This window comes from Shewanella sp. UCD-KL12 (assembly GCF_001957125.1).
Lineage (GTDB): Bacteria > Pseudomonadota > Gammaproteobacteria > Enterobacterales > Shewanellaceae > Shewanella.
In genome coordinates this window covers 713,208-730,673 of record NZ_MPHJ01000001.1, presented here as the reverse complement: position 1 = coordinate 730,673, position 17,466 = coordinate 713,208, and the positions used below count along the sequence as shown (strand labels likewise).

At 45.2% G+C, this 17,466-nt stretch carries 17 protein-coding genes; 5 read left to right on the top strand and 12 right to left on the bottom strand.

Translation table 11 applies throughout. The features are described 5' to 3' along the window. The first annotated feature begins 75 nt into the window (after positions 1 to 75). Positions 76 to 1,731 (top strand): pyridoxal-dependent aspartate 1-decarboxylase PanP, encoded by a 1,656-nt coding sequence (gene panP, locus BM736_RS03145; protein WP_076408486.1) that lies wholly within the window; start codon positions 76 to 78, stop codon positions 1,729 to 1,731. Here the strand turns inward: panP and BM736_RS03140 are convergent. Continuing rightward, positions 1,728 to 2,345, bottom strand: coding sequence for a GNAT family N-acetyltransferase (locus BM736_RS03140; protein WP_076408483.1), 618 nt, complete (start codon positions 2,343 to 2,345; stop codon positions 1,728 to 1,730). The two genes, panP and BM736_RS03140, sit on opposite strands and share 4 nt — an antisense overlap. A 67-nt stretch (positions 2,346 to 2,412) precedes the next feature. After that, on the bottom strand, positions 2,413 to 2,814 hold the full coding sequence (locus BM736_RS03135) for a thiol-disulfide oxidoreductase DCC family protein (RefSeq protein WP_076409882.1): 402 nt from the start codon (positions 2,812 to 2,814) through the stop codon (positions 2,413 to 2,415). A 134-nt stretch (positions 2,815 to 2,948) separates the two neighbouring features. Here BM736_RS03135 and BM736_RS03130 point away from each other — a divergent pair, with 134 nt between their 5' ends. Together BM736_RS03130 and BM736_RS03125 are read left to right on the top strand one after the other, a co-directional pair. Then, positions 2,949 to 4,292, top strand: coding sequence for a transporter substrate-binding domain-containing protein (locus tag BM736_RS03130; RefSeq protein WP_083699808.1), 1,344 nt, complete (start codon positions 2,949 to 2,951; stop codon positions 4,290 to 4,292). A gap of 75 nt (positions 4,293 to 4,367) precedes the next feature. Continuing rightward, complete coding sequence (locus BM736_RS03125) at positions 4,368 to 4,709, top strand: NIPSNAP family protein (RefSeq protein ID WP_083699806.1); 342 nt, start codon at positions 4,368 to 4,370, stop codon at positions 4,707 to 4,709. Between the two features lie 64 nt (positions 4,710 to 4,773). Here the strand turns inward: BM736_RS03125 and BM736_RS03120 are convergent, their stop codons facing one another. The 5 genes from BM736_RS03120 to BM736_RS03100 form a co-directional block, all read right to left on the bottom strand. Continuing rightward, on the bottom strand, positions 4,774 to 5,460 hold the full coding sequence (locus tag BM736_RS03120; RefSeq protein ID WP_076408477.1) for a YafY family protein: 687 nt from the start codon (positions 5,458 to 5,460) through the stop codon (positions 4,774 to 4,776). A 54-nt stretch (positions 5,461 to 5,514) separates the two neighbouring features. Continuing rightward, the gene (locus BM736_RS03115) at positions 5,515 to 6,039 is read right to left on the bottom strand and encodes a GyrI-like domain-containing protein (protein ID WP_076408475.1); all 525 of its coding nucleotides are present in this window, start codon (positions 6,037 to 6,039) and stop codon (positions 5,515 to 5,517) included. A 98-nt stretch (positions 6,040 to 6,137) separates the two neighbouring features. Then, positions 6,138 to 6,521, bottom strand: a complete 384-nt coding sequence (locus BM736_RS03110; RefSeq protein WP_076408473.1) for a VOC family protein — start codon at positions 6,519 to 6,521, stop codon at positions 6,138 to 6,140. A gap of 179 nt (positions 6,522 to 6,700) precedes the next feature. Continuing rightward, the gene (locus tag BM736_RS03105; protein WP_256717687.1) at positions 6,701 to 7,825 is read right to left on the bottom strand and encodes a hypothetical protein; all 1,125 of its coding nucleotides are present in this window, start codon (positions 7,823 to 7,825) and stop codon (positions 6,701 to 6,703) included. Between the two features lie 283 nt (positions 7,826 to 8,108). Then, positions 8,109 to 9,842, bottom strand: coding sequence for a phospho-sugar mutase (locus BM736_RS03100; protein WP_076408470.1), 1,734 nt, complete (start codon positions 9,840 to 9,842; stop codon positions 8,109 to 8,111). Between the two features lie 449 nt (positions 9,843 to 10,291). Between BM736_RS03100 and BM736_RS03095 the strand changes: the two genes are divergently transcribed. After that, positions 10,292 to 10,618 carry a multidrug efflux SMR transporter gene (locus tag BM736_RS03095; RefSeq protein ID WP_076408467.1) on the top strand — a complete coding sequence of 109 codons (327 nt, stop codon included), beginning with the start codon at positions 10,292 to 10,294 and terminating at the stop codon, positions 10,616 to 10,618. Positions 10,619 to 10,852: 234 nt separating this feature from the next. After that, on the top strand, positions 10,853 to 11,650 hold the full coding sequence (locus tag BM736_RS03090; RefSeq protein ID WP_306170158.1) for an RluA family pseudouridine synthase: 798 nt from the start codon (positions 10,853 to 10,855) through the stop codon (positions 11,648 to 11,650). A gap of 30 nt (positions 11,651 to 11,680) precedes the next feature. Here BM736_RS03090 and BM736_RS03085 read toward each other — a convergent pair whose 3' ends face one another. From BM736_RS03085 to BM736_RS03065, 5 genes are all read right to left on the bottom strand, one after another. Continuing rightward, positions 11,681 to 12,154, bottom strand: a complete 474-nt coding sequence (locus tag BM736_RS03085; protein WP_076408452.1) for a hypothetical protein — start codon at positions 12,152 to 12,154, stop codon at positions 11,681 to 11,683. A gap of 66 nt (positions 12,155 to 12,220) precedes the next feature. Continuing rightward, the gene (oleD, locus tag BM736_RS03080) at positions 12,221 to 13,297 is read right to left on the bottom strand and encodes a 2-alkyl-3-oxoalkanoate reductase (RefSeq protein ID WP_076408449.1); all 1,077 of its coding nucleotides are present in this window, start codon (positions 13,295 to 13,297) and stop codon (positions 12,221 to 12,223) included. A gap of 3 nt (positions 13,298 to 13,300) precedes the next feature. Continuing rightward, on the bottom strand, positions 13,301 to 15,019 hold the full coding sequence (oleC, locus tag BM736_RS03075; RefSeq protein WP_076409876.1) for an olefin beta-lactone synthetase: 1,719 nt from the start codon (positions 15,017 to 15,019) through the stop codon (positions 13,301 to 13,303). Between the two features lie 167 nt (positions 15,020 to 15,186). Further along, positions 15,187 to 16,071 carry an alpha/beta fold hydrolase gene (locus BM736_RS03070; protein WP_076408446.1) on the bottom strand — a complete coding sequence of 295 codons (885 nt, stop codon included), beginning with the start codon at positions 16,069 to 16,071 and terminating at the stop codon, positions 15,187 to 15,189. A 172-nt stretch (positions 16,072 to 16,243) separates the two neighbouring features. Continuing rightward, positions 16,244 to 17,293: a 3-oxoacyl-ACP synthase III gene (locus tag BM736_RS03065; protein WP_076408444.1), complete on the bottom strand. Its 1,050-nt coding sequence runs from the start codon at positions 17,291 to 17,293 to the stop codon at positions 16,244 to 16,246. Between the last annotated feature and the right edge of the window lie 173 nt (positions 17,294 to 17,466).

Here is a 17,466-nt window from a genome sequence, read left to right as displayed (position 1 = left end):
ATCAAGTAAAGTGACCCCCCTTTGGAAAACTGCAACAAATAGCAGTTCCTGTTGAACAGAGTGATTGGTAATAGCATGACAGCAAGACGAGCGACAGCTTCTGAAGAGGCATTACTGCGCATCTTCACGGTCCCCGAAGCCCCTGATTCTACCTTAAGTGTCATTGAGCAGAATATTTCACAAAACTTGATGGGTTTCCTTCAAGAGAGTGTCGTCGCTGTCGAAAAACCACTGTCTGAAGTCGAGCTGGACTTTCAGCAACACCAGATCCCCTCGGCGCCACAATTTGTGTCTGATTATGCTGACGATATGATGAAGACCTTAGTCGCTCACTCAGTGCATACATCATCGCCAAGCTTTATTGGTCATATGACTTCAGCCCTCCCCTATTTTGTACTGCCATTGTCTAAGATGATGGTGGGACTGAATCAAAACTTGGTTAAAATCGAGACCTCAAAGGCTTTCACACCGCTTGAGCGCCAAGTGTTAGGCATGATGCATCACCTTATTTACAATGAAGATGATGATTTTTATAAAAGCTGGATGCACAGCGCTAACTACTCTTTAGGGGCATTTTGCTCAGGTGGTACAGTCGCCAATATCACAGCACTTTGGACCGCGCGTAACCAGTTATTAAAAGCAGACGGTGATTTTAAAGGGATCTCCGCGCAAGGCATGATGAAAGGGCTACGTCATTATGGTTATGACGATCTGGCCATTTTAGTCTCAGAACGTGGCCACTACTCTTTAGCCAAAACGGCTGACTTACTTGGCATTGGCCGTGAAAATATCATTCAGATCCCGACATCAAACGATAACAAGGTTGATGTCGAGCAGATGCGAACCATGGCTAAGCAACTCAATGACGACAATATAAAAGTCATGGCGATTGTTGGCGTGGCTGGCACGACTGAGACAGGCAATATAGACCCACTCGAACAGCTAGCGACCTTAGCCGAAGAGCTTGAATGTCACTTCCATGTCGATGCGGCATGGGGCGGCGCATCTTTGCTGTCGAATAAGTATCGTCACCTGCTTAAAGGCATTGAACGAGCCGATTCAGTCACCATAGATGCTCATAAGCAGATGTATGTCCCTATGGGAGCTGGTATGGTGATTTTCAAAGACCCAGCTTTTGCTAACGCCATTAAGCATCATGCCGAATATATTTTGCGAAAAGGCTCTAAAGATTTAGGCAGCCAAACATTAGAGGGCTCCCGCCCTGGTATGGCTATGCTGGTGCATGCTTGTCTACAAGTTATTGGCCGTGATGGTTACGAAATCCTGATCAACAACAGTCTAGAGAAGGCGCGCTATTTTTCAGAGCTTATTACCCAAAATGCATACTTCGAGCTGGTATCAGAGCCTGAGCTTTGTCTGTTAACTTACCGCTATGTGCCTAAGCTGGTACAAGTTGCCATGCAGCAGGCGAGAGATAGTGGCGATATTCACAAGCTCACTGAATTTAACCGCTTACTCGATGGCCTAACTAAGTTTGTGCAAAAACGTCAGCGTGAACAGGGAACCTCATTTGTTTCTAGAACGCGAATTAACCCAGAAAGTGCAATGGGACTTAATATCAAGTCGATTGTTTTTCGTGTGGTACTGGCCAACCCGTTAACCACTCATGAAATACTGCAACAGGTTTTAGCTGAGCAGATTGAGATAGCCAGCCAAGATGATAAATTCTTGCCTCAGCTACTGGCTTTGGCAAACAATCAAGACGCTTAAAAAATGATTTGATAAAAGGCCTGTGTACTGGCTCCATCAGCGGCGTGCACTAGGTCCTCTTCTTCATCAATAGAGGTAGATGCTTGCTCGCACAGACTAAACCCATTTTTTACTAGCACTGCTATCGAGGCCAAGTTACTGCTTTCAACGCCGCCAATGATGCCTCTTATTGAGGGCAAATCTTGCTTGGTTTGGCTCTCTTTCGCTAAACTTTTGAGCCACTGCACCAGCGCCTGAATAATTTCACTCGCAAAGCCTTGACCCCATTCTGTCTCAGCAATGAGATAGCCTAAATGAAGTGTTAACGGCTCAGCGCCGTTATGTTCAGAGTACAAGAAGATAAACCCTATTACTTGACCGCTTTCTCGCTTACGTACTAGCAAGCAAGTGCACTCTTCTACTCTGTCTTTGAGCCATGACTTAGCTTGCTCAAGGGAGTGAATATTATCCCAGCCAGGCGGCAAGCTTGTCGTCACATTTGGCGTGAGAATCTCGATAACACTGCGCGCCAACTCATCAAATGCATCATATTGGACAAGGTTAGGACAAGCAGAAACATCTAGCCTTGATGAGGAAAACTGACAGTGAGCAAGGCGATTTTGAGTATTTTCCATCAATATGTCTCTTTAATATGTATTTATGATGCTTATCTTTAACGCTTGTTTGCACTAGGTGCTGCTCTTAACCTAGAAACCTGTCAGTTAGCTCAGCAGTTGGCAGCATACAAGCATCACGCTTACCAAAAAGCGAATAACGCCGCCGTCCAAGCCAGTTATAAAACAGATCGCTAAATGAAGTGGGCAACAACTTAAAAATTAACAATAACTTCCAAGCTCCAGATAGATCCTTACAGATCTCTAGCACGGCATCACTGCGTTTGTAACAGCTACCTTGTTTAATTAAAAACAAGCTGTCACCGAACTCATCCTCAAGCGCATATTTAGCCATCAAGTCTTGAGCTGCCTCACCTTGCATAGGCGCAAAACAGAAGTGCTGCTGAGGATCTCGTTTAATGATGAAATTGACTGCACTATTACAAAGGTTACACACCCCATCAAAAATAATAATATTTTTTGATCCCATACAGTTATTACTCACGTTAGACATTTTGCCGCACAAATTAATTGCGACTATTAATCCTCTTAGTTATACCATTTATTAGTATTTACCCATATAGTCGGCATAGTTACTTTCACTCAATTTTGGCCTATTCGCTAATGACACAACTTTCGAGCATAACCCTGATAAAACCGCTGCCTTCACGTTCACTATTTACTGCGCTAGTTTTTGCCATATGCCTGCTAAGCTTGCCCGTGTCAGCTAATGATCAGCTTAATGAAACCAAGGCCAATAACCAGCTGCTTTATACCCAGATCAACACTCGCCTAGGCTATATGAAAGCCGTTGCCCGCTATAAATGGCAACACCAGATCCCTATCGAAGTACTAGAACGAGACAGGTTAGTACTGGATAAAAGCATGGCTATGGCCAAGGAGTATGGTCTAAACCCCGTAGAGGTCGAACAGTTCTTTAAAGTACAAATAGCACTGGCGAAGAAAATTCAACGTCACTATCACCAACAATGGCAACAAGAGGAGGAAAGCCAACAACTAAACAACCAGAATAAACAAGCGCAAGGATCTCAATCAAAGGCGCCCACACTGGCCGAAATACGCCCACAGTTAATCAGCTTAGGCAGAGAGATTATCGCCAGCATTGCCAGTCATCAAGGGGAGCATGACTTCTCACTGCTAAATGAAAGTTTGTCTTCACCAGCCTTAGATATCAATGACAAGGCACAAGTTTTCGCTGCGCTGACCTCAATAAATCCTCTGCAATACCCAAGTCAACTAGACCGAATTACAGCACAAAAGATTCTCTATGTCGGGACCACTGGCGACTATGAGCCTTTCTCTTTTTATAAGACGCCAATATCAGAAGAAACAAGTCATCAAGTAACAGGCATTGATATTGATTTGGCAAAGCATTTGGCTCATTCATTGGGTGCTCAAGCCGTATTCTTACCCACCAGCTGGCACAGCATGCTCGATGATTTAGCCACATATAAATACGATATTATGATGAGTGGTATCTCCAAAAAACTGTTCAGACAGCAGCAAGGCCTGATGTCTGATATCTATTTAGAAGATGGCAAAACACCAATAGCCCGTTGTGAACAGGTCACTAAATTCAGTTCTCTGGCCAAAATAGACAAAGCCAGCACTCGCATCATAGTTAATAAAGGCGGAACCAACCAAAAGTTTGTTGATGCCCATATCCAGCAAGCTAAAGTCACAGTACATGATAGCAATGTCACCATCTTCGATGAGATCATTGCCAAGCGCGCGGATGTGATGATAACCGACAAAATAGAGGTGCAGTTGCAGATGAGTAAACATCCAGAGCTTTGCGCCACTATGCCAGAAGAAACATTAAGCTATTCAAGTAAAGCGTATTTGATGCCGCGAGATATTATCTGGAAAGAATATGTAGATACTTGGCTAGAGCTGGCAATCAAAGATGGTACTGTCGACAAAGCCTTCAAAAGGTTTGTGCAATAAAGCCCTAGAGCAACGCATTAGCAGAAGCTTATAGCTTTCGTTTTTACTCAATAATACCGATTGGAATTACCTACAATGACGCCACAAAACAACTTGGAACCATCGACCATGAAGGTCAGCTGTCATGTGAAATATATCATCAACCCAGAGATGATTGAGGAGTTTGAACACTACGCCAAACTTTGGATCCCGCTCGTTGAAAAGTTTGGTGGTCAACACCATGGCTACTTTTTACCCAGCGAAGGCGCTAATGATATCGCATTAGCCCTGTTCTCATTTCCAAGCCTTGCGGCTTATGAGCACTATCGTAATGACTCGGCTCAAGATACCGATTGTCTTGCTGCCTTTGACTACGCTAAAAAGCACAAATTTATCTTAAGGTATGAGCGAAGCTTTATGCGGCCAGTACTCAGCTAACGCTAAGACTGCTTATAAAAGTAAGAGCACTTAAAATAAGAGCGCTTGAAATAAAACATCAGTGCTAATCGTTCCCATATTTTTCTTCCATCATAGCGATGTAATCATGCATCTCTTGCCCCGGCGACACCGCAAAATGTCGCTGAAGGTTTGTTATGCCAACTATCCTATCGACACGAAAATTACGAAAGTCATCTCTTAACTCACACCAAGCCAGCAGAGTCCAAATACCTTTCCAAAAGTAGATAGCCAAAGGCCGGATCTCCCTTTGACTAGACTCATCCTTAGCATCGCGATAATCCATCAAGAGGTATTCCCGCAATCTTGATGCTTTTCTCAACACATCAAGAAACTTAAATTCATCGTTATCGATATAAAAGTCGGGGGCAAACATCAATGACTGATACTCTTGCAAGCGCTCAGGCAATACAGCTTCAACCTTTATCATCGCCTGTTTAGCAGCGCTAGATAACTCACTGCCTCCCCAAGCCTGCACCATACGCATCCCCACCTGAATCGCCTCAAGCTCAGCTTCATTGAACATGAGTGGTGGCACATTGACCTCTTGACGAAGCAGGTAACCAACCCCAGCTTCACCTTCAATTGGAATACCACTTAAACAGAGGTCTTGGATGTCACGATATACGGTGCGCGTAGATATCTCTAACCGCTCGGCAAGCTGCTGCGCGGTGGTTAAACGCCGACTACGAAGGATTTGAACTATCTGAAATAACCGGTCCGCTCGGCGCATAACTTTCCTTGAAATTGATGGTTATAGATTAAAAAACGAATAACTCGGCTTACATTACTTTTGTTTCACACCAATATAGATATCAACCCCATCCATAGAGGTATAACATTCATAATCCGTCTTATAGCTACGTTCAAACGGGCAATTAGCGTCTGCAAAATAGTGCCATATCTGCCCCCAAAGGCTAAAAATAACTGCTGGAATTTCCCCTGCTGCACTGAAGCGTAGATACTCACCGGCAGCTAATGTTAGCCCAACAAACTCCACACCTTCTGACTCGCTACTGGCTAGCTCTGAGCCTGCTAACGCTGTAGAGACTAACGCTGTAGAGGCTAAGCCCGTTAGCACTGAAAATTCACCATTATGATCAGACTCATAATCGTAGTAGCAGCCATAGACAGGTGATGCGCTCATCTTCACTGCCTCATGTCCCATAAACTGCTGCCACAAGGGGGCAATTTTCTGGCTAGCAACATCTTGCTCTGCCCGATTAGATGTTCTTACCGCCAAGCCGTTTAACTCAACCGCCGCTTGATTAACAAGTACTGGTGAAACCCTATCTTCCTTAACCTCTGACATCTTCTCTCCTTTGCCTTAAAGCCATTTGACTGAATGCACTAGACATCATGCAACAAGGAGCCAAGCTGGCTCCCTCGCATAATCTTTTAAAACATTTGCTACTTGTCTTTTGACCAGAGGCCAACGGTATTACCTTCACTGTCTTCAAACAGGGCAATGAAACCACACTCCCCCTCTTTAATCGGCATGACAGGTAACAGCACTTTTACACCTGCTTGAGCAATGCTCTCTACCAATGGCGTCAGCTTCTCACTCAAGTGAAGGTATAACACACTACCATGGGCTGATGGCTTCATCATCTCATGTTTAACTAAACCTATACTGGCCGCCTCTTGATCTTCGGTTTCAAGAATCGCCATCTCCATATCATTCATGGTTTCACGTCTAAAGCTGACAGAAAAATGTTTTCCATAAAACTCAACGGCTCTATCCATATTCTCGACAGCTATTTCACCCCAGACTAACGGTGCTTGTTGTAACATGTTTAACTCCTTGTAAATGCTTATTAAAAGCTAAGCTAACATTCGACATGAATGCTTTATTCCTTAGCGATGAAACAAGCATAAAACAGGGCTACTGACAGCATAGTGTCAGTAGACTTCACTGCTTACACAAATGGGTAATTGAGAAGATATGACGAAAGGGGAAATGACACTGCTTGTTAGATATTTTGAAACATCACCTCTAATCTCAATGTGATGATGACTTGATCTAACCTGTCTTTATCTACCTCTTTACTCCAGTTATATTCAGGCGTGATCTCATAAAATAACCAGTCACGTAGAATATTTTGTCGGTAGGTTACTGCAATACGAGCATTTTCAACATAGTGATAGGGGGTATCGACACCATAGATGCTGGCAACATAATTTAGCGCCTGCTTACTACTGATGTAATGGTAGAGATTCAAACTACTACCAAATTCCCAGCCATTATCTCGATTTTCATATTGTGCGACTGCGCTCCAACGAAGTAGAAAGTCTTCATCAAAAGAGTGTTCAATATCGAACTCAGTCGACTCTCCGGTCACCTTTTTCTCTTGATAGATCTTCTGTGTAAGTCGGGTAATGGTATCTTGTGAGATGGGATAAGTGTAGCGCCACCTCGCCTCTAGTTTAGGTTTAAAGTTTGCCTTTATATTAAAACTGACTCTGTCTTTAGCGTACCAGTCATACCTCAAGCCGATATCACGCTCGCCTTCATCGTCTGGCCCCTTCAAAAAAGCAAAAGGATCATCCTCCCCTTGGGAGTCGATAATCACCTTAATCTTCTTATTGACACCAGGCAGGTTAAAACGCGTATTAAGATGAGCCCGATACTTAAATCCCTCAACGCCATAATAGGAAAAATCATTGCTCCAGCGCACTACAGTGCCAGCATGAGCATCCTCTTGGGTTCGTTCATCAACAAAGAAGCTGTCAAACCAGATAGCTGGCTGACAAAACTTGGTATTAAGGTAGTCAAAGGCGTGATCAAAAGCGGTATCTTCAGCAGATTGTGTTAAACAGGGATCAGGCTCTTCACTAACCCGATCAGAAGAGCTGTTTTCAGAGACCTGCTCAGGACTTGCGTCAGCTCCCGACACCTCAGACTCTTCTGTCGGCTCTTCTTCTGGCGGTTTTACTTCTGCCTGCCCCACCGCTTTAGCTGTCACAATAGCTTGATTGTCATCAGGTGACTGACCTTGAGCATGTGGCGTTTCTTGAGCCTGCACTTGAAGGTGAGCCAAGGCGATAAGACCAAGTGATAGCAGTGAGAGTTGGAAGAGTAAGCTTTTAGCCTGCAACAGCTGTTATCCCTTTTTATTGAGTGTGTTACATCATGTCAGTGACTTAAATAATAACATCAACATCATGCTTTGTTAACGAAAGCAAAAGGGATACTTTCTATTAACTCAAGTACTGGCGAGTGACAGAGCGGTCTCAAGCTCAAAGCAAACATAAGCCTGTTGCAGGCAATACGTGCACTTGTAGCCTTGGAAAGTCGCTAGCGAGTCAAACAGCTAGCGACTTCAATCGACCCAGTCCAATAAACCAGTCCTAAAGCTTGTTATCGGACAAGTAAACTCCTCATTGTGGTAACGATGCTTGATGCGCAGCAATAAACTTATCCATCACCACTTGTGCTCGTGCTTGAACACTTTGCAGCGTGTCAGTATCACTCATGGCTTCGACCACTTCGTAGTAACACTTTATCTTAGGCTCTGTCCCAGACGGCCTGACAATGACACGTGCCCCGCCCTCGAGATTAAAGATAAGCACATCACTTGCAGGTAGCTCGATAGATTCGGTTGTACCGTCATTAAAAGTACGCTTGCCGCAGCTGATATCGTCGGTGCTGAGTACAGACTTATCTGCAATGATTGTCGGCAATGCTTTACGCAGGTGCTCACCAATATTGGGGGTTGTCGGTTTTAATGCAATACTCACCTGCGCGTTAAGATGAAAGCCATGCTCTCGGTAGATAGCTTCTAATCTATCCCAAATCGTTTGCCCTTTGCTGGCAAGCTCGGCGGTCAACTGAGCAAAAGCCACTAACGCAGACAATCCATCTTTATCCCACACCATAGAGCCAATCATATAGCCCAGCGCTTCTTCATAGGCAAAAAGACATCGGTTATCGTCATTCTGCGCAGCCATACCCACATTGGTTAGCCACTTAAAGCCAGTTAATGTCGTTAAACAGGTGGCATTCAAACTTGCAGCTATTTTTGATAAAAGGCTTGAGGAGACAATCGTCGTGCAGGTTAAGCGGTTATTTGCAGCGGCATGGCTCATCAAGTAGTGACCAAAGAGTACGCCAACCTGATCGCCAGTTAACATTTGATACTCACCAGGCTCTTTACCTAAGTCAGTTCTAACCGCAACAGCAAAACGGTCGGCATCGGGATCATTTGCACAGGCGAGCATAGCATTGTGCTTTTTAGCTTCAGCGATAACAAGAACCATCGCCCCTTTCTCTTCAGGGTTCGGAAAGTTCACCGTTGGAAAATCACCATCTGGCTCACGCTGAGCCGCAACTGAATAAACCTTATCAACCCCAGCATCTTTTAATACCGTTTCAGCCATCTGGGCGCCAACACCATGCATAGCGGTATAAGATAGGCTGACAAGTTCAGGTTGAGTGTGGTTTTGAAGGACTGCAGCATCTTTAATGCCTTGGCGATAATCTTGATAAAAGTCATCTTCGAGCATGACAAGCTTGCCACCAGCTTTAGCTTCATCTAGAGACTCTATACGAACCTTCTCAGAGGCGGCCATATCAATACACGCTGCGATACCTGAATCATGGGGTGGGATGATCTGCGCACCATTGCCCCAGTAGACTTTATAGCCATTATACTGCGGCGGATTATGACTTGCTGTCACCACTATGCCAGCAGCTGCATTAAGATGCGTAACACCAAATGCGACTAACGGCGTCGGCGCAATTTTACATGTAAGGTAGACCTTAATCCCCATTGCACTAAGCACACCAGCAGCGTCTTTGGCAAACTGTTTTGAATCATGACGACCGTCGTACCCTATCACCACGCCGCGAGTATCAAGGTCGCTGACTTGCTGCTTAAGATAAGCCCCAAGGCCAGCAGATGTTTGCTGTACCACTAAGCGGTTCATCCCCATAGGGCCAGCTTTTACCACACCTCTAAGTCCTGCGGTGCCAAAGGCTAATCTTGCTGAGAATCGTTTTTGTAACTCCAGCTCATCACCGCTATCGAGTAACGCCTGTAACTCTTGCTGTGTCCGAGGATCGGGATCGTTTTCAAGCCAATGCTTAACCCTAAAGGATAATTGTGTATCCATAATAATTTCACCTAGCGTCGATATCACAACCAGCTTTGGCAGTGATGTCCGTTATGATAAATGCGTATCATTAACCCTAAACCTCGAAAACGCTGATAACAAGTAAATTTGCATTTGTTATTTCTAACCCCAAAAACGGTACAAACTCTTTACTAAAAAATAGTGGCCAGCACTTTACTCGCTTCAGCTAACTACCAGCATGTAACTAATGATTAACGCTTTCCAATTTTCTTAGTGGTGCCTGATAAATAATATCAAGGCATTATCAATCTCGAAGTCGACCAGAGCTTACCGAGTCTGGTATTGCAGAAACGTTTATTCGTCCTCTGCTTCTCCCTTTATTTATATGCTTGTTTCGGCCCTGCTCTAAAGCTGGGCCGCTTTTTTTAAACAGATTTTCAGCTTCACTCCAGCAATAGACAATTAAAAGAAATAAAAAGGACTTTAAGATGAACAGTTACCTTTATCTCAGCATTGCTATCGTCTCTGAGGTTATCGCTACCACTTTACTGCCTGCTACGCATGGTTTTACCCGTATACTGCCAACCCTTGGCTGCGCTATCGGCTATGCCAGTGCCTTCTATTTTCTCTCTTTAGCCACCACAGATATTCCTACCGCAGTGGCTTACGCTATCTGGTGTGGCGCGGGAATTGTGCTGATTGCATTAATCGGTGCGATTAAGGGAGGCATACCTAACATGGATACTATTTTCGGCATGATACTGATCGTCATAGGGGTCGCCTTAATCAATATGAATACTGATCCTACGTGCTAAATATTGGACTTATGTACTGAATGCAGAGCTTATGTGCTGAATGCAGGATCTCTGTGTTGAATACTGAAATGCCGTCAACCTTGATTCAGCCAATATAATAAGCGAGCCTTCTTAAGCAATTAATGTAAAATAACGGCACATTATCAGCTACGCCTTTATTTTATGCCGCCTATCAGCCCAACTGTGATCGAATCTCATCTTACAATTACATCCGTCGACACTGACGCAGCTTCGATGCTCGCCACCGAGACAGGCTTATCGAAGCAGCAAATTAAACAGGCAATGAACAAAGGCGCTGTGTGGCTGACACGCGGTAAGCAAACTCAGAGGCTACGTCGAGCAAAGCGCGCATTGAAGTTAGGTGATGAACTTCACCTGTATTACAACCAGGAAGTGCTTGAGCACAAGGTCGATTGTGCAGAACTCATATTCGATGGCGGCCAATATAGTATCTGGTACAAGCCTTATGGCATGCTGTGCCAAGGCTCTAAATGGGGCGACCACACCACTATAAATCGTTATGCTGAAACTCATCTCAGCCCTGACAGACCCGCTTTTATCATCCACCGACTAGACAGAGCAGCAAGTGGCTTGGTCCTTATCGGTCACAGCAAAAAAACCACTGCTGCATTGGCAAGACTCTTTGAAATAAGAGAGCTGGAAAAGTACTACCAAGTGATAGTTGAAGGCCACTTTAGTTCAGGGCTTCATGATTCAGAGATTAAGAAAACAGTCACCATAGACTCTGATGTCGATGGTAAAGCGGCTCGTTCACACGCTACATTATTAGCCTTTGATGAACAGAATAACCGCTCTTTAGTTCAGGTTAAAATTGAGTCTGGACGTAAGCATCAGATCCGTATCCATATGGCCTCAACGGGTCACCCTGTCGTGGGAGATAGACTTCATGGCGTTGCAACAGAAGGAGCAGTTAACCTACAACTGACCTCCTGTTACCTCAAGTTCACCTGCCCAATTACAGGTGATATGAAAGAGTTCGAGCTTCCCCAGAGGTTAAGGCCTAAGCTCTAGGGCTTGGCAGTGGTCTTTATACCAATCGGTTCAATCCAACCGCAGCCACACTTCAACCTCTTTTAGCACGTCCTTTTCAACTCGCTTAGTGTGTAGCTCTTGACCTTTAATCTCATATTCGAAGGCAAATGACTCTCCCTCAGCGACGCCGAAAGAGTTAAGTTGAGGATATTCAATGTACCGGCTATCGGTAAACTCATAATGCCCGGTACCCGCCGCCCAAAACTCTTGTTTGGTTACCCCCTCCTTTTCAACCTCCTTCATGGTAGTGAAGCTAAAATGAGACGCTGAGATCACTTTAATCGCCTTGAGATTAAGCGCCGCATAATCTTGCCACTCCCCTTTATCATCGAGATACTTGCCGGACGCTAGCTGCCAGCTGCCGATAAAGGGGTTGATGTTAATCTCATTAGTTTGGGCATTGGCTGTAGCGGTAAACAGTAAGACTAACGCTGAAAACGCAAACAATGGGGTTGTGATACGAAAGAGGGAGCGAACTGACATACTTCATCCTTGAGGTGAAACTTGGGCATCTCGAGCTTAAGATAAAGTCTAAGATGCCCAACTAAATTAAGAGGTTAGATACTCTCTCAGTTTTACCATCCCTTGGTCAATACTGATAATAGGTGAATAGCCGAAATCTGTTTTCGCAGCGGTGATATCGAAGTAATGGCTGGTCGATAACTGTCTTGCGACAAACCGAGTCATCATAGGCTCATCTTGCTTGCCTAACACCCCATAAGCGCTTTCGAGTACGACACCTGCAGCGTAGGCCACACCTGACGGCACGCGCTTAGTCACTTCAGGCAGATCGACACAAGCCAAAATCTTATTCAGCATAGCTGCCATGGTAATTGGCTCGTCATTACTCAGAAAATAGGCCTTACCGGCAGCAGTCGCACTGTCACTCGAGAGATTAACTGCCGCTAAAATATGTGCATAGGCAGCATTGCCGACATAGATGGTATCTACCAGCTTATCCTCTTTGCCAACAAGCTTTAACCTGCCCGCCTTTGCCCGCTCTATCACACGCGGTACAAGATGAGGGTCTTGCGGCCCCCAAATAAGATGCGGCCTTAGTGAAACCGTTTTCAGTGTGCTGGAGTTGGCCTTAATCACCATCTGCTCGGCAATCGCCTTAGACTCACCATAATAATTCAGATAAGTCTCAGCATAAGGCGCACTCTCATCGATGCCGGACTCATCAACACCCGCAAAGGTAACACTTGGGGTACTGGTATAAACCAGTTTATCGATATTAAGCTGCTGGCAAGCTGAGATAATATTCGCCGCACCATCAACATTTGGTGAGAAATAACTCTGCTTACTGCCCCAAACGCCGGCCTTAGATGCGACATGAAACACTAGGTCGCACCCTTGCATGGCGTTTAGTACGCACGCTTTATCGGCAATATCGCCTTTCACCATAGTCACGCCCATAGCGGATAACTCTGGGTAATCACCTCGCGCAAAACCTGTCACTTTTATACCCGCTGCGATAAGGCGTTGGCATATTGCTTTACCAAGAAAACCGCCCGCGCCGGTGACAAATGCCTGCTTAGCCGACGCCTTCAAAGTGAGCAAGGCTTGTTGCTCTAAAGCATCGAATGCCTCTAGAGGCTGCAAAGTTTCGAGTGTAGCGGTCATGGACTATTCCTTATGCTTGTTTTGGGCCCAGACGGCCAACTTTTCTCTGAAGATTTTAGCGTTATGGCGGATATCCACCGGAAATTCCGGATGGATAAGAAAACGCGTTATTCCCTCGGTTTGACTATGTTGCTCAGCAATTGCATTAAGCTCAGCATAAAGCCCTGCACCAAGGGAGCAAGAGAGAGACTGTTCAAGCTCAATGCAAAGTAGCGGCACGATTTCACTACCTGATTGATTACGCACTTCAACCCCAACTAGCGCCGAACGCTTAACTTGCGGGTGAGTATTAAATATTCGCTCTGCAGGAATAGAGAAGTAACGTTTACCGCTACTGGCATCCACTCTATGGGCTTTACGGCCACACATCCACAGCTTGCCTTCACTGTCGAGGTAACCGAGATCGCCCATTCGATGACGACTAAGTTCACCGTCTTTAATTTTAGCCTGCTCTGTTGCACTATCTCGGCGGTAATAGCTTTGACTCACCATAGGGCCTTTAACAACAATTTCGCCTATCTGCCCCGCCTCCAATCTCAGCGAGTCACTCCACTGTGCTATAGGCTGCTCGGTGATCTCAATAATGGCAATATCAACACCATTGATGGCATCGCCGACACAGATCCCGCCGCCGCTATCTGTCACCTCTGTGGTCTTAAATAACGCCTGGCTGCCCATCTTACTTAACGGCAGAGATTCAGTCGCCCCATAGGAGTTAAGCACCTCTACACCGTCATTGAGCATTTTACTGAAATGCTTAATTGACGCGATAGTCGCAGGCGCGCCCGCTGAGATAACTCGCTGGATACTGTTTAGCTTATGGAGACGAACCTCACTATCATCGACTTGCTGCACGCCTGCCTGGCCTAATCGTTCAATCAAAGCTGGGTTTACGAACATATTACTACATTGGTACTTTTCAATAGCGGCAAACAGGTATTCAGGGTTAGCAGTAATCGGCTTACTGGCATCCATCTCAGGAATAATTGAAGCCATACCCAATGCGGGGCCAAATAGTGAAAACAGCGGAAAAGTGGCTAAGTCTCGCTCACCGGGTTTAATGCCATAATCATCCCGTAGCGCAGTAATTTGCGCTTCAAACATCTTATGGGAGTAGACCACGCCCTTTGGGGTGCCAGTGCTACCACTGGTAAATAAGATGGCCGCCATCTCATTTTTATCAAGCCAAGCCATCTCGTAAGGCGCATCACTACCCAATGCTTTTATCGCATCAAGTTGCTTACCACCGAACAAGCCACCACCAACACTAATCAAATACTTGACCGACTCTTTACCCCAGCCAAACAGCTTACGCGCAATATGTGCCTTAGGAATACCTATAAAAGCGTCGGGCTGAGACTCCTCAAAACATTGTTTAAGGTTTTTAACCCCCATACCAGGGTCGACCAAGATAGGCACTATACCCGCTTTAAACAGCGCAAAAGTCAGCGTAAAAAAATCAACACTCGGCGTAACCATCAACACCGCCTTCATACCACGCTTGATACCAAAGGCAGTTAAACCATGGGCAATACGATCGCTTTGCTTATCTAAGGATAAAAAGCTGAGTTCTTGATAATTGAGTGTTTTGGCGCTGAAGAATGAGCCTGAAGCCTTTTGTACCGCCACAGCAAGTTCATCGGGAATATGATTCGCCGCATGATGAAGATGACGACAAAGATTAGCGCCCTGTTCGATATGAATATCGACAGAATCACTCATGTTTTCATTTGAGTTTTGGTCGTTTGAAGTATCGTTGGTCGTAAAAGAAGCTGGCATGTCTATGACCTTTGTTATCACTAAAAATGAAAAAAGCGGTCAATCTTGACCGCTTAATTGTATTTATACCTATTGGGATTACCCCGCTCGCTATCAACTCTGTGCGAGAATTAAGATACCGAATCACGACTCATAAATTGAGTGATATGACCAACAACTTCATCACTGGCATCTTCAAGAATATAGTGACCACAGTCGGCGAACTCATGCACTGTTGCATGGGGCATTTCAACTTTCCATTGCGCTAAGAAATGCTTATCGAACACAAAATCTTTTAAGCCCCAACAGATCATTGTCGGCACATTAGCAAACTTAGGTAAACTTGCGGCGATCTCCGACACAAGCTCATAGTTTCTATCGCCCTCTTTAAGCGGGATATCTTGCACAAATCTCAAGGTTGAGATGCGGTTCGCCCAAGAGTTAAATGGCGCAACATAGGCTTCGCGTATCTCTTTTGCCATCGGCTTACGTTTAACGCCAACATAGGAAGCAATAGATGAAAAAGCATTGAATCCACGCACTAACCCCGTACCGAGTAGCGTGTTACGGCAGATCCAAAGCGGCCATGGAAACGGCTTGCTCTGTGGCAAATGAAAAGCGCCAGTATTCAGAATGACCAGCTTTTTAATACGCTCAGGGTAACGAGCCGCAAAGCCCATACCTATCATTCCACCCCAGTCATGTACAACTAAGGTGATGTTCTCTTTCACATCAAGATGTTCAAGCAGGGCTTCTAAATCATCGACACGATTTTTTAATGTGTAATCATAGCCACTGTCGTCAGGCTTATCAGACAGACCGCAACCAATATGATCCGGAACAATACATTGATGATTTGCGCTCAGTGCCGACACGACATTACGGTAATAAAAAGACCAGCTCGGATTACCATGCACCATCACAACGGGCTCGCCTTGACCTTCATTCACATATTGAAGCTTATGGCCGTTTCTATCGAGATAGTTGCGCTTGAAGGGAAACAGAGTATCTAACATGACACTTCCTAAATATTCTTATCATTAACACGCCGCGATTAAGCGGCGCATAAAGTTAATTCTTTGGAGATTTGGGCAAGTTACTAAGGTTCTAATCGCAGTTAAGCATTAAGACATTAGCTTCCCATCCGATATGAGAGCAGTTATAGAGGCGTACCCTGCTACTAACTCGCTACCACTTGATTCCAAGCATCATGCAGTTAAGACCACTGCCTATTCCCAAAAAGCTGACTTGATCACCTTTTTGTAAAAAGCCTTGGTCATGGGCAATCGCCGCAGTTACAGGCAAAGAAACGGTTCCCATGTTGCCTAGTAGCTGATAAGTCGGAAACTCTTTCTCATGGGGGATATTCAGTGCATTAAGCACCTGGCGTCGATTTGACGCGCCCACCTGATGACAGATGACCTTATCGACCTGCTCAACCACCCAGTCACGCTGCTCTAAGAAATGACTCCAAGTATGACGAGCAAGCTCTACACCCTCTTTGAGCAGTGCAACACCGTCGGTACGCATAAACTCACGGTATAACTGTAAGCCCGCTTCCTGTAAGCCCCACTGACATAAGTTATGGTGCTCAGGCGCAGATAGATGACTCGCGCCAAGCAACTGGTGCTGACGGTCTCCCTTCAAAGGTAAGCTACCGTCAGTTAGCAATACAGCAACAGCGCCAGAGCCACCGGTTAAGGTTGCTAAAGACTGGGCATAGTTTTGCATCGTTGGCTCTGCAAGCATGTTATCAATAGTGATATCGACAATATGACGGGCTGACTCACATGACACGACTAAACCGGCCTTGATCTGGCCTAGCTCAATGCGGTTTGCGATATCTAATATGCCTGATAACACGCCAAGGCATGCATTACTGATGTCATAGATAGCCGTATCTTTCGATACGCCTAGCTCGGCCGCAATACGACAAGCCGTCGCAGGCTCATGCTGATCTCGACATACGCCGGTATAAACCACAGCGCCTAAATCACTGACCTGGACACCCGTTTCATCAATGGCTTTATGTGCAGCAGCCAATGCACCGTCAGATAATCGATGACCTTTAGGCCACCAACGACGCTCAGTGATCCCTGTGAGTGCAGCAAGCTGCCCCATTGGAATACGAAACTTTTTATATAACGGCGCCAAACGAGATTCTAGTTCAGAAGTGGACACCACTTCAGGGGCCAATTCATAAGCCAGGCTGTTGATAAATACTTGGGAATATTTCATGAAACAGTATTATTTCGCTCACTGTATCGGCGCGACATCAGCCAATAAGTATTGTTATTTAGTATTAACCCGACATTTGAGCAAGAAAAGGCTAATGATTCAATAAAAAACCGTCTCTAGTGCGGTTTTTTCACTAATAAACTACAAGTTTGTTCAAACTTTCTCAGTGCCAG